Below are 11,930 nucleotides of genomic sequence, written 5' to 3' on the forward strand. Positions count from 1 at the left end.
CTCCCGGGCCGTTCGACCTCGCCTACCGCACAAGCCGTTCACGAAACAGCGCCTGATGATCCCGGCACTGACTGGCCGCGAGCAGAAAAACACCATGCCCGCCGTCAGTGAGCTCGAGCCAGGTAAAGTCGACTTCCGGATAAAGCGCTTCGACATGCACCTGACTGTTGCCGACCTCGACGATGAGGGTGCCGGTCTCGGTCAGGTGATCGGCCGCCTCCGCCAGTATTCTTCGCACCAGATTCAACCCGTCGTGACCACAGGCTAAACCCAGTGCGGGCTCATGCTGGAACTCGGCAGGCATATCGGCGAAATCTTCAGCGTCCACATAGGGTGGATTGGAGACAATCAGGTCGAAGCGCTGCTTGGGCAGCCCATCGAACCCATCGCCCTGTACGGTGTAAACCCGATCGTCCAGGCCATGCTGCTCAATGTTGCGGTTGGCCACTTCCAGCGCTTCGAAAGACAAGTCGGCCAGCAGCACTTCGGCATCGAGGAATTCATAGGCGCAGGCAATGCCGATGCAACCGGAACCGGCACATAGGTCGAGAATCCGTGCGGGCTCCTTCGCCAGCCATGGCTCGAAGCGACGCTCGATCAATTGGCCAATCGGCGAGCGCGGAATCAGTACGTGATCGTTCACGATGAAAGGAAGCCCGCAAAACCAGGCCTGCCCGAGCAGATAGGCGGTTGGCACGCGTTGCTCGATTCGGCGGTGCAGCAAAGCCTGTAGATGCTCACGTTCATCGTCTTCCAGCCGACAATCGAGGTAGCTGTCGGCCATCTCCCACGGCAAGTGCAAGGCACCAAGCACCAACTGGCGAGCCTCATCCCAAGCGTTGTCCGTGCCGTGGCCGAAGAACAGCTGTTCGGCGTGGAAGCGGCTGACAGCCCAGCGAATATGGTCACGCAAGGTGCGCAAACGGGACGACGAAGCAGTCACAGGGCATCTCCTCTAAAAAGGGCGAAAGTCTAGCTGATGGCCCAGCTCGTTTCGCGAACTTTGAGGCTCCGCGTGATAGCACAACGCCCATAATGCCGATCTATATGACCAAATCATCGCCTATTGGCTGTTCACATCTCGCGCTACTGGCGCCACAATCATGCCCCTCTCAGAACAAGGAGTCAGTCATGTCCAAGCCACAGACCATGCTTCAGCTCAGTGGCCGCAGTTATGCACCGGCGACTTTGGCCAACGCGACCCTTGTCATCATTGACGTTCAGGAAGAATACCGGACGGGAACACTGGCATTACCGAATCTGGATTCGTCGCTGGAGCAGATCAGCAAGCTGCTGGCCGCCGCCCGCGCGGCTGGCGCACCCATCGTGCATGTTCACCACCTGGGCATCCCGGGCGGGCTGTTCGACCCCCAAGGATTACGTGGCCAGATCATGCCGGAAGCGGCACCGCTTCCAGGCGAAACCGTGATCGGCAAGACGCTGCCTAATGCATTCGCCGGCACGAAACTACATGAGCTGCTGCAGCAGCACGGCCGCCTCGACCTCATTGTTTGTGGATTCATGACCCACTCGAGCGTGAGCACCACGGTCCGCGCGGCAAAGGACTATGGCTACCGCTGTACACTGGTTGACCAGGCCTGCGCCACACGTGACCTGCCGATGGGAGACGGCGCGATCGCCGCGGCAGAGGTGCATCGCATGGAGATGACCATTCTCGCGGACAACTTCGCTGTTTGCGTGGCTGATGCCGCGGCACTGGCATAAGGCGCGACCGAACCGAAAAGCGTCTAGCCTGCCTCGTCTACGCTTTCCAACGGCCTGATAGCCGCTCCTGAGGAGCTAACCGGAATGAAACGAACCGATGGATTCGATGCTCGCCGTCTCCGCCCTCGCCAACATCGCAGCTGGGGCTCACGCCTTGGCGCAGCACTTGGTCTGCTGCTGATCGTCGCGGGCGCGCTCTTCATTGGTACTGGTGTCGCGTCACTGTTTAGCGATATCGATGCCTTGGCCAGCATGCCTCTGGACAAGGAAGCCGCGGTGACGCTATTGACCTTGGGTCTGATCCTGTTGCTGCTTGGCATATTCATGCGGCGTCGTGTGCGCCGCCGCATGCAAACACCGAGCGGGTTGAGTTTTTCGCCACGCCTGAAAAAACGCCGTTAGTCTGTCCACGCTTGCCCAGCGCGGCCTTCGAGGGGGAAGGCAGCCCAGGACAAAGGCTTTGAGATAAAATGGCCGACTTATGCGGAGGCCTCATGCAAGAAGATGATTTTTCCCTGTTCAGATCAGCTGTGCGTGGCGTCAAGCCTATCCAACACGACCGGGCTGAAACTGGCAAACCACGCAGCAACAAAGCACAGATAGCCACTCTACGTGCCAATGCCTCTATCAGCGACGGCGATACCAGGATCGATGGGCTTTCCGATCAGTTCGTAATTGATGTTGCGGCTGAAGATGAACTGTACTGGGTGCGCGACGGTGTCCAGGACAGCCAAATGCGCAAACTGAAAGCCGGCCAAATTCCATTCGAGGGCAGCCTGGATCTGCATGGGCTGAGCGTTGAGAAAGCTCGCGTACTGCTCTGGGACTTTCTCGCCGAAGCCTGCAAATTCGAGATTCGCTGCGTGCGTGTGACGCATGGCAAGGCCGCAAGAAAAGACGGTAAGCGCCCCTTGATCAAAAGCCATGTCAATACATGGTTACGCCAGCACGCCCAGGTGTTGGGCTTCATCTCTTGCCTACCAAGACATGGCGGCACCGGCGGGGTATATGTAATCCTCAAACGAACCATGCTCGAAGGCCGCGACGAATAATTCCAGCGCCGCAATCAAGCCGGTCAGTGCGACGCATGCTTGCAGCCCAGCCGTCGACCCCCTAACCTTCGCACTCGCGCTTTTTTTGCAAGCCTGACAGGTAGTCACATGTCCCTGGAAACACATTACACAGCGATCCTTGGCCAACTCGGCGAGGACGTCAGCCGCGAGGGCCTGCTCGATACGCCTAAGCGCGCCGCTAAAGCTATGCAGTACCTGTGCAAGGGTTACCAGCAGACGCTTGAGGACGTCACGAACGGCGCGCTGTTCAGCTCCGATAACAGCGAAATGGTACTGGTCAAGAACATCGAGCTCTATTCGTTGTGCGAACACCACATGCTGCCCTTCATCGGCAAGGCGCATGTCGCTTATTTGCCCAACGGCAAGGTGCTCGGCCTGTCGAAAGTCGCTCGCATTGTTGACATGTATGCCCGCCGACTGCAGATTCAGGAAAACCTCACCCGCGAGATTGCAGAGGCGATTCAGCAGGTTACGGGTGCATGGGGTGTCGCAGTCGTGATCGAAGCGCAGCACATGTGCATGATGATGCGCGGCGTCGAGAAACAGAACTCATCGATGGTCACCTCGGTCATGCTCGGCCAATTCCGGGAAAATGCCGCCACCCGTAGTGAATTTCTCGGCTTGGTCAAATAAGGTCAGCTATTAGCCGCTAAGCCTTTGCAGTCCAAGCCTGTCAACTTATGGCTGACCATCCAAAAAGCTCGCGGTTGCGCGCTTCCTTTCAATCGAACATGCCGACATGGCGCGGATGACTGGCCACACGCTGCAGCCAGGCACTGATGGCCGGGTACCGCGCCAGGCTGAAACCGCCCTCCCCAGCCACGTGGGTATAGGCGTAGAGCGCAACATCAGCGATCGAGTAGTGCTCGCCAACCAGATAGGGCGTGCGTAGCAGCTGCTGCTCCATGACATCAAGCGCGTGATAACCGTCCAGTTGCTTGGCTGCATATTCATCGAGGCGATCGTCCGGCAAGCCCAGATAAACCTTGATGAACCGCGCCACTGCGATGAAGGGTTCATGGCTGTATTGCTCGAAGAACTGCCACTGCAGAACCTGGGTCCGCAACCGGGCATCGGCCGGCAGGAACTCACTTCCTTCAGCGAGGAAGTTGAGGATTGCGTTCGATTCCCACAGGCAGCTACCGTCTTCCAGCTCGAGCACCGGTATCTTGCCGTTGGGATTCTTTTTCAGAAATGCTGCCTCACGGCTTTCACCGCGCAGGATATCCACCGGAACCCACTCATACGATCGCCCCAGCAAGTGCAGCATCAGCTTCACCTTGTAGCAATTACCGGACCGATAGTCGCCGTACACCTTGTATGTCATTTTGCCCTCCAGCGGTGCATCCACCACATTTGAACTATGCCGCTTCGACCAACAGCGCCTCGCGTATCACACTCGCTAGGCGGCGAATACCCTCATCAAGGCGCTCTGGCGCGACATGACTGAAGTTGAGGCGCAGATAGCCGAGATTTTGCTCGGGGTCGACGAAGAACGGCTCGCCGGGCATGAACACCACATCCTGCGCCAACGCGGAATCGAGCAGCGTTCGGGTGTCGATCGGTTGTTTCAGCTGCAGCCAGAAGAACAGCCCCCCCTGCGGCACCTGCCAATCGGCGAGATCGGCGAAATGATCATCCAACGCAGCCTGCATCGCATCACGGCGCAGGCGGTAGAAACTGCGCAGCTCACCCAGATGCAACCGATACTGCTCGCTGCCGAGCCACTGAAGCGCCTGCCACTGACCAACGCGATTGGTATGCAGGTCGGCTGACTGCTTCAGGCGTAACAGATAAGGGAACAGGTCCGGTGTTGCGATCAGATACCCGACACGTAGCCCTGGAAGCAGGGTCTTGGAAACTGTCCCGGTGTAGATCCAGCTTGCGTTGCGCAAGCGGCTAACGATTGGGCGAGCACGCCCTTCGTCGAATACCAGTTCGCGGTAGGGTTCATCTTCGATCAGGGTCACGCCGAACTCGTCAAGCAGCGCGGCTACTGCATCACGCTTTTCCTCGCTATAACGGACCGCCGAGGGATTCTGGAACGTTGGGATAAGGTAGGCAAAGGCCGGCTTGTGCTGTTCCAGCCGCCGACGCAGCGCGACCAGCGATGGCCCATCGGACTCCTGTGGCACCGCCAGACAGTCGGCGCCGAACAACTGAAAAGCCTGCAGGGCGGCTAGATAAGTCGGCGCCTCGAGCAGCACCTCGGTGCCCCGATCGATGAACAGCTTGGATGCGAGGTCCAGGGTCTGCTGGGAACCGCTGACGATCAGCACTTGACTGGCCGAGCAAGAAACACCGATTGCTCGGGCTTCCTCCGCGATGGCCTCGCGCAGTGCGGGCTCCCCTTCGCTCATCCCGTACTGACCCAGGCTCGCCGGCATGGGCGCCCAGTCGACCTTCGGCAGCATGGATTCAGCAGGCAGTCCACCAGCGAAAGACATCACCTCAGGACGCTGTGCAGCGGCAAGAATTTCACGGATCAGCGAGCTTTTCAGGCGGTCAATGCGTTCGGAGAAGACCATGGGGCACCAGATGCAGGAAAAATAAAAATGAGTCAAACTACTTGACCCAAATTACGCCCTCAACTGTAAATACGTCAATATGCCTGACCTAAAAAAAAGCACTGTTCAGCGCCAGATCATGGAGAGCTTCTTCCTAGGCTATCAGGCGTTTACAGCCAAGCCGGACGAGATGCTTGCCCGACGCGGACTGTCCCGAGTGCATCACAGAATCCTGTTTTTTATCGCAAGCTACCCCGACCTCAGCGTTAAAGAGCTACTCAGCTACCTGGGGGTCAGCAAGCAGGCCTTGAATACGCCATTGCGTCAGCTGATTGAAATGCATCTGGTGGAGAGCAGGACGGCCGATGAAGACAAGCGCAAGCGCATGCTGCGCTTCACTGCCGAGGGTGCAAAGCTAGAGCAGGCATTGCGACGAGAACAGGTGCGTCTTCTCGAACGGGCCTTCCAGCATGCTGGGGAAGAAGCGGTGAATGGCTGGCTGGCGGTTAACCAGGCATTGGCAACCGGCACGATACGAACTTGAAAAAATTGAACAGCTCGACCTCGACTGGTGGGCGCTTTGCTACTGGAGATCCATGATAGATCGAAGCCCTACACCTTCCTCAGGACGGGTTAACTAAGGTCAAGGCGAATATGTAACTCTTGATCAGGACGGGACAGACACAAAAAAGGGCGACCGAAGTCGCCCTTTTTTAATGGATCGCAGAACTTAGTTCTGGTTTTCCATCTGCGCGCGGATCAGATCACCAATGGTGGTCGGACCGGCAGTTGGCTCTACGTCCTGCTTGGTACGCAGTTCCTTCATCGCGTCCTTCTCGTCCTCAACGTCTTTCGACTTGATGGACAGGCTGATGACGCGGCTCTTACGGTCGATGCTGATGATCTTGGCTTCGACTTCTTCGCCTTCTTTCAGGACGTTACGCGCATCTTCAACGCGGTCACGGCTGATTTCAGAGGCTTTCAGTGTGGCTTCGATATCGTTGCCCAGATCGATGATGGCGCCTTTGGCGTCAACTTCTTTCACGATGCCGCGAACGATGCTGCCCTTGTCATTGACGGCGGCGTAGTTGGAGAACGGATCGTCTTCCAGCTGCTTGATGCCCAGGGAGATGCGCTCGCGCTCCGGATCAACCGACAGGATGACGGTGTCCAGCTCGTCGCCCTTCTTGAAGCGACGCACGGCTTCTTCGCCAGCTTCGTTCCAAGAGATGTCGGAGAGGTGAACCAGACCGTCGATGCCGCCGTCCAGACCAATGAAGATACCGAAATCGGTGATCGACTTGATGGTGCCGGAGATGCGGTCGCCCTTGTTGAACTGGCCAGAGAAGTCTTCCCATGGGTTGGACTTGCACTGCTTGATGCCCAGGGAGATACGACGACGCTCTTCGTCGATGTCCAGCACCATGACTTCCACTTCGTCGCCGACTTGTACAACCTTCGACGGGTGAATGTTCTTGTTGGTCCAATCCATTTCGGAAACGTGTACCAGACCTTCAACGCCTTCTTCCAGCTCAGCGAAGCAGCCGTAGTCAGTCAGGTTAGTAACACGGGCCACAACGCGGGTGTTCTCTGGGTAACGAGCCTTAATAGCAACCCATGGGTCTTCACCCAGCTGCTTCAGACCCAGGGAAACGCGGTTACGCTCGCGGTCGAACTTCAGCACCTTGACGTCGATCTCATCGCCAACATTGACGATTTCCGACGGATGCTTGATGCGCTTCCAGGCCATGTCGGTGATGTGCAGCAGACCGTCCACGCCGCCCAGATCGACGAATGCGCCGTAATCTGTGAGGTTCTTGACGATACCTTTGACCTGCTGGCCTTCCTGCAGCGATTCCAGCAGAGCTTCGCGCTCGGCGCTGTTTTCAGCTTCCAGGACGCTACGACGGGAAACGACAACGTTGTTGCGCTTCTGGTCGAGCTTGATGACCTTGAACTCGAGTTCCTTGCCTTCCAGGTGGGTGGTATCACGCACTGGACGGACATCAACCAGGGAACCTGGCAGGAACGCACGGATGCCGTTAACGTCGACAGTGAAGCCGCCCTTAACCTTACCGTTGATAACGCCCTTGACCACTTCCTCAGCTGCGAAAGCCGCTTCCAGAACAATCCAGCACTCAGCACGCTTGGCTTTTTCGCGGGACAGCTTGGTTTCACCGAAGCCATCTTCAACCGCGTCCAGCGCAACGTGAACTTCGTCACCCACGCTGATGGTCAGCTCGCCCTGCTCGTTGTAGAACTGCTCGACCGGGATGACGCCCTCAGACTTCAGACCGGCATGAACAGTGACCCAGTCACCGTCGATGTCGACCACGATGCCGGTGATGATCGCACCCGGCTGCATGTCGAGGGTTTTTAGGCTTTCTTCAAAAAGTTCTGCAAAGCTTTCGCTCATGTTTATTCCTGCTGTTTTCGGACGAGGATCCGCCCAATCTCCACATCCCAGATAGAAGTGGGTTCATTCATATAAAAAAAGGCCTGCGGGACTAGATCTGGTCTCCCACATGCCTCCTTGTTAACAGCTCTCGTTATCGAGAAACCGTCAGGCCACCTCTCGGCGGTCGTTCTTCAGGCGAAATCGCGATTGGCAACTTCGCTCAGAATCTGTCCTAGCACCTGCTCGATGGAAAGATTGGTGGAATCCAGATGTACCGCATCGTCTGCCGGTTTCAGCGGAGCCACTTCACGTCCGGTATCGCGCTCGTCGCGCGCCCGTATCTCATCGAGAAGACTCGCGAGATTAACATCATCGCCCTTGCCCTTCAACTGCAGGTAGCGCCGACGAGCCCTTTCTTCGGCGCTGGCGGTCAGGAATATCTTCAAAGGCGCATCAGGGAAAACCACGGTGCCCATGTCGCGCCCGTCGGCGACCAGCCCGGGCGGCTCGCGAAACGCTTTCTGACGCTGCAGAAGCGCCTCGCGAACAACAGGCAAGGCGGCGACCTGAGACGCCCCGGCTCCGACTTGCTCGTTACGAATTGCCTGAGTGACGTCCTCTCCCTCGAGAACGATCTGCATCCCGTTACCGCCTTTCGATGCGCCGAATTGCACGTCCAGATGAGCCGCCAACAGCTTGAGCGCCTCTTCGTTGGTCAAGTCCACACCATGGTTGCGCGCGGCAAAGGCAAGCAGACGATACAGCGCACCGGAATCGAGAAAATTCCACCCCAGCTTGGCCGCCAGCAACGCCGCAACTGTGCCTTTTCCAGAACCGCTCGGACCGTCGATAGTGATGACCGGGACCTGCCTGATCATGAGTTATCCTCCACACCTACCCGCATCCCGGCCCGCTCGGCCAGCGCAAGGAAGTTCGGGAACGAAGTGGCGACGTTGGCACAGTCGTGAATTCGGATCGGCGCGCTGGCGCGAAGCGCGGCTACGCTGAAGGACATGGCGATACGATGATCGCCGTGTGCCCAGACTTCGCCTCCGCCTAGGCCCCCGCCGCCTTCGATGATAATCCCATCCGTTGTAGGCGTGGCACTCACGCCCAGCGCTTGCAGACCATCGGCCATTACCTGAATGCGATCAGACTCCTTGACCCGCAACTCCTCAGCTCCGCGCAGCGTCGTTCGCCCTTCGGCGCAAGATGCCGCAACGAACAGCACCGGGAATTCATCGATCGCCAACGGCACGAGGTCTTCCGGGATATCGATTCCCTTGAGCTGCGCAGCACGCACTCGAATATCCGCAACCGGCTCACCACCCACTTCGCGAAGATTGCTCAACTCGATGTTGGCGCCCATCAGCCGGAGAATGTCGATGACACCAGTACGGGTCGGATTGACCCCCACGTGCTCAAGCGTGATATCGGAGCCAGGCGCGATGCTGGCTGCAACCATGAAGAAAGCCGAGGACGATATATCGGCAGGCACTTCGATCTGAGTCGCGCGCAGCGTATGACCAGATTCGACCGTAGCGGTGTTGCCCTTGACCTGCACCGGATAACCGAAGCCTTGCAGCATCCGCTCGGTGTGATCTCGTGTCGGCGCAGGCTCCGTGACCGATGTTTCGTCAGCCGCATATAGGCCCGCGAGCAGCAGACAGGATTTGACCTGAGCACTGGCCATCGGCATGTCGTAGTGCATACCAGAGAGCTTCTGACCACCGCGAATAGTCATTGGCGGGCGGCCGTCAGCGGCCGTTTCGATCACCGCACCCATTTCGCGTAAGGGTTTGGCGACACGGTTCATCGGGCGCTTGGACAGCGAAGCGTCACCGGTGAGCGTCGTGTCGAATGGCTGCGCCGCCAGCAGACCAGACAACAGGCGCATCGAGGTACCAGAGTTACCGAGGTAGATCGGTCCTGGCGGCGGCTTCAAGCCGTGCAAGCCAACACCGTGAACCGTCACGCGTCCCTGATTCGGACCCTCGATGACCACCCCCATGTCGCGGAATGCCTGGATGGTTGCAAGCGCATCCTCGCCTTCAAGAAAGCCTTCAACCTCAGTGGTGCCTTCGGCAAGCGAGCCAAGCATGATTGAACGATGGGAAATGGATTTGTCACCTGGCACACGAAGTTGGCCGCTGAGGCTGCCGCCAGGATTGGCAAGGAAGATCAGATCTTTGGAATGCATAACGTCCACATAGGCTCTGCGAGCCAGTATTTTGCTGAAATGTTCCCGGGCAGCCTTGGCGCGCGTGAACACGCCCAACAATGTGTGCCCGTCTCCTTCATCGACCGCGGCGCGCAGGGCGTCGAGGTCGGCACGAAAATCGTCCAGGGTATGCAGCACCGCCTCGCGATTGGCGAGAAATATGTCGTGCCACATCACCGGATCGCTGCCCGCAATACGGGTGAAATCTCGAAATCCACCCGCGGCGTAGCGAAAAATCTCCAGGTTCTCGTTGCGCTTTGCCAGCGAATCCACCAGACCAAACGCCAGAAGATGCGGCAGATGACTGGTGGCAGCCAGCACCTCGTCATGATGCCGAACGTCCATATGCTCGACATCGGCGCCAAGCGCACGCCACAGCCCGTCTACAAGCGCCAGCGCAGCCGGATCTGTATCTTCCAGAGGCGTCAGGATCACTTTGTGTCGGCGGAAAAGCGTGCTTTGGGCAGCAGTCACGCCACTCTGTTCCGAGCCGGCTATCGGATGCCCAGGCACAAAGCGCGGCGGCATCCGACCGAAATGTTCGCGAGCACAGCGAACCACGTTGCCCTTGGCACTACCGACGTCCGTCAGCACTGAGTGGCCAAGATCGAGCAACGCGAGCTCAGCTAGCAGACGCTCCATTGCCAGGATCGGGACGGCCAGTTGAATCACATCCGCGCCCAGGCAAGCCTCCGCGAGGCTGCTTGCGCACCGATCCACCACCCCTAGCTCGACGGCCAGCTCGCGCGAGCGAGGGTCCAAGTCGAACCCGACCACCTCGGCGCAGTACCCACCCTCACGCAACCCTTTGGCAAATGAGCCACCGATTAGGCCCAGGCCGACAACAGCCAGACGTGGCAGCGGCGCCCCCCCTGGGAGCGATTCGCCGTTTCGAATCAACGCCCAAGCACCTTACGCAGCACGTCGAGAAATCGTGCATTTTCAGTTTCGGTGCCGATCGAAACCCGAAGAAAAGTCGGCATGCCATAGCCGGCTACAGGCCGTACGATAACCCCATCACGCAGCAACGCCTGGTTGATAGGGGCCGCGTCTTGGCCGAAATCAACCGCTATGAAGTTACCCCTGGAAGGTATCCATTCCAGTCCCAACTCGCTGAAACCGGCTTCGAGTTGCTGCATTCCGGCGGCATTACTCGCCCGGCTTCTGGCCAGATATTCGACGTCATCGAGCGCAGCACAGGCTGCGGCAAGCGCGATGCTGTTGACGTTGAAGGGCTGGCGCACGCGATTCAAGACATCCGCAATCTGCGCTGAGCAGATCGCGTAGCCCACACGAAGCGCCGCCAACCCGTAAGCCTTGGAAAAAGTCCGCGACACCAGCAGATTCGGATGAGTGTTCAGGAACGCCAGGCCATCCGGCAATTCACCGTCAGCCGCGTACTCGATATAGGCTTCATCGAGGACCACCAGAACGTGCTCGGGCACAGCTACCAGGAACCGCTCCAGCGCTTCTGCGCCGAACCAGGTACCAGTAGGATTATTGGGGTTGGCGATGAACACGACCCGAGTGTTCGTATCGATAGCGGCCAGCATGGCATCCAGGTCATGTCCCCATTGTTTGGCCGGAACAGCCTTGGCCTGCGCGCCGACCGCCTGTGTAGCGATGGGATAGACCGCGAACGCATGCTCGCTGAAAACCGCATTGAGACCCGGCGCGAGGTAGGCCCGCGCAACCAGCTCAAGGATATCGTTGGAGCCATTGCCGAGCGTGACCTGCTCGATGCCGACTTCATAGCGTTGTGCCAGTTTCTGCTTCAGCAAGAAACCGTTGCCGTCGGGATAGCGGGTCAGCTCGTCGAGCTGCGCCCGGATCGCTTCGATGACTCTCGGGCTGGGCCCCAGCGGATTCTCGTTGCTGGCCAGTTTGACGATGGTCCGCGGATCTAGATTGAGCTCTCTGGCCAGTTCGTCCACCGGCTTACCGGGCACATAGGGCGACAGCTTCTGCACGCCTGGCTGAGCCAGCGCAAGGAAATCACACGACAT

At 58.4% G+C, this 11,930-nt stretch carries 12 protein-coding genes; 5 read left to right on the forward strand and 7 right to left on the reverse strand.

Annotated features, from left to right (window positions below; all coding sequences use genetic code 11):
• Window positions 1-22 precede the first annotated feature (22 nt).
• A complete protein-coding gene (gene prmB, locus ACQKEK_RS12255; protein WP_499142832.1) occupies window positions 23-943 on the reverse strand; it encodes a 50S ribosomal protein L3 N(5)-glutamine methyltransferase in 921 nt (306 codons plus the stop codon).
• Window positions 944-1,131: 188 nt separating this feature from the next.
• On the opposite strand from prmB, the gene ACQKEK_RS12260 reads away from it, so the two are divergent.
• The 4 genes from ACQKEK_RS12260 to folE all read left to right on the forward strand — a co-directional run bounded on the left by ACQKEK_RS12260 (window position 1,132) and on the right by folE (window position 3,431).
• Window positions 1,132-1,725 (forward strand): cysteine hydrolase family protein, encoded by a 594-nt coding sequence (locus tag ACQKEK_RS12260; protein WP_499142834.1) that lies wholly within the window; start codon window positions 1,132-1,134, stop codon window positions 1,723-1,725.
• 84 nt (window positions 1,726-1,809) lie between these two features.
• Window positions 1,810-2,127, forward strand: a complete 318-nt coding sequence (locus tag ACQKEK_RS12265) for a hypothetical protein (RefSeq protein WP_128121111.1) — start codon at window positions 1,810-1,812, stop codon at window positions 2,125-2,127.
• Window positions 2,128-2,219: 92 nt separating this feature from the next.
• A complete protein-coding gene (locus ACQKEK_RS12270; protein WP_499142836.1) occupies window positions 2,220-2,777 on the forward strand; it encodes a Smr/MutS family protein in 558 nt (185 codons plus the stop codon).
• Between the two features lie 108 nt (window positions 2,778-2,885).
• The gene (gene folE / locus ACQKEK_RS12275) at window positions 2,886-3,431 is read left to right on the forward strand and encodes a GTP cyclohydrolase I FolE (protein WP_128121110.1); all 546 of its coding nucleotides are present in this window, start codon (window positions 2,886-2,888) and stop codon (window positions 3,429-3,431) included.
• An 88-nt stretch (window positions 3,432-3,519) separates the two neighbouring features.
• Here the strand turns inward: folE and ACQKEK_RS12280 are convergent, their stop codons facing one another.
• Both ACQKEK_RS12280 and ACQKEK_RS12285 read right to left on the reverse strand, forming a co-directional pair.
• Window positions 3,520-4,125, reverse strand: coding sequence for a glutathione S-transferase family protein (locus ACQKEK_RS12280; RefSeq protein ID WP_045427839.1), 606 nt, complete (start codon window positions 4,123-4,125; stop codon window positions 3,520-3,522).
• A gap of 34 nt (window positions 4,126-4,159) precedes the next feature.
• A complete protein-coding gene (locus tag ACQKEK_RS12285; protein ID WP_499142838.1) occupies window positions 4,160-5,326 on the reverse strand; it encodes an aminotransferase-like domain-containing protein in 1,167 nt (388 codons plus the stop codon).
• Window positions 5,327-5,405: 79 nt separating this feature from the next.
• Here ACQKEK_RS12285 and ACQKEK_RS12290 point away from each other — a divergent pair, with 79 nt between their 5' ends.
• Complete coding sequence (locus tag ACQKEK_RS12290) at window positions 5,406-5,849, forward strand: MarR family winged helix-turn-helix transcriptional regulator (RefSeq protein WP_127839107.1); 444 nt, start codon at window positions 5,406-5,408, stop codon at window positions 5,847-5,849.
• A 186-nt stretch (window positions 5,850-6,035) separates the two neighbouring features.
• Here the strand turns inward: ACQKEK_RS12290 and rpsA are convergent, their stop codons facing one another.
• The 4 genes from rpsA to hisC all read right to left on the reverse strand — a co-directional run bounded on the left by rpsA (window position 6,036) and on the right by hisC (window position 11,930).
• Window positions 6,036-7,721, reverse strand: coding sequence for a 30S ribosomal protein S1 (gene rpsA, locus ACQKEK_RS12295; protein WP_128121106.1), 1,686 nt, complete (start codon window positions 7,719-7,721; stop codon window positions 6,036-6,038).
• A gap of 173 nt (window positions 7,722-7,894) precedes the next feature.
• Window positions 7,895-8,581: a (d)CMP kinase gene (gene cmk / locus ACQKEK_RS12300; protein ID WP_499142840.1), complete on the reverse strand. Its 687-nt coding sequence runs from the start codon at window positions 8,579-8,581 to the stop codon at window positions 7,895-7,897.
• Complete coding sequence (locus tag ACQKEK_RS12305) at window positions 8,578-10,824, reverse strand: bifunctional prephenate dehydrogenase/3-phosphoshikimate 1-carboxyvinyltransferase (RefSeq protein ID WP_499142842.1); 2,247 nt, start codon at window positions 10,822-10,824, stop codon at window positions 8,578-8,580. Before ACQKEK_RS12305 ends, cmk begins: the two co-directional genes overlap by 4 nt.
• Window positions 10,821-11,930, reverse strand: a complete 1,110-nt coding sequence (hisC, locus tag ACQKEK_RS12310) for a histidinol-phosphate transaminase (RefSeq protein ID WP_499142844.1) — start codon at window positions 11,928-11,930, stop codon at window positions 10,821-10,823. Before hisC ends, ACQKEK_RS12305 begins: the two co-directional genes overlap by 4 nt.

The organism is Pseudomonas sp. NPDC077408 (assembly GCF_050269105.1).
In the GTDB taxonomy this organism is placed as follows: domain Bacteria; phylum Pseudomonadota; class Gammaproteobacteria; order Pseudomonadales; family Pseudomonadaceae; genus Stutzerimonas.

Excerpts from the sequence above, each read along its gene's own strand:
- ACQKEK_RS12260 (WP_499142834.1), top strand. The coding sequence starts at position 1,132 with ATGTCCAAGCCACAGACCATGCTTCAGCTCAGTGGCCGCAGTTATGCA.
- ACQKEK_RS12265 (WP_128121111.1), top strand. The coding sequence starts at position 1,810 with ATGAAACGAACCGATGGATTCGATGCTCGCCGTCTCCGCCCTCGCCAA.
- ACQKEK_RS12270 (WP_499142836.1), top strand. The coding sequence starts at position 2,220 with ATGCAAGAAGATGATTTTTCCCTGTTCAGATCAGCTGTGCGTGGCGTC.
- folE (WP_128121110.1), top strand. The coding sequence starts at position 2,886 with ATGTCCCTGGAAACACATTACACAGCGATCCTTGGCCAACTCGGCGAG.
- ACQKEK_RS12280 (WP_045427839.1), bottom strand. The coding sequence starts at position 4,125 with ATGACATACAAGGTGTACGGCGACTATCGGTCCGGTAATTGCTACAAG.
- ACQKEK_RS12285 (WP_499142838.1), bottom strand. The coding sequence starts at position 5,326 with ATGGTCTTCTCCGAACGCATTGACCGCCTGAAAAGCTCGCTGATCCGT.
- ACQKEK_RS12290 (WP_127839107.1), top strand. The coding sequence starts at position 5,406 with ATGCCTGACCTAAAAAAAAGCACTGTTCAGCGCCAGATCATGGAGAGC.
- rpsA (WP_128121106.1), bottom strand. The coding sequence starts at position 7,721 with ATGAGCGAAAGCTTTGCAGAACTTTTTGAAGAAAGCCTAAAAACCCTC.
- cmk (WP_499142840.1), bottom strand. The coding sequence starts at position 8,581 with ATGATCAGGCAGGTCCCGGTCATCACTATCGACGGTCCGAGCGGTTCT.
- hisC (WP_499142844.1), bottom strand. The coding sequence starts at position 11,930 with ATGTCGTGTGATTTCCTTGCGCTGGCTCAGCCAGGCGTGCAGAAGCTG.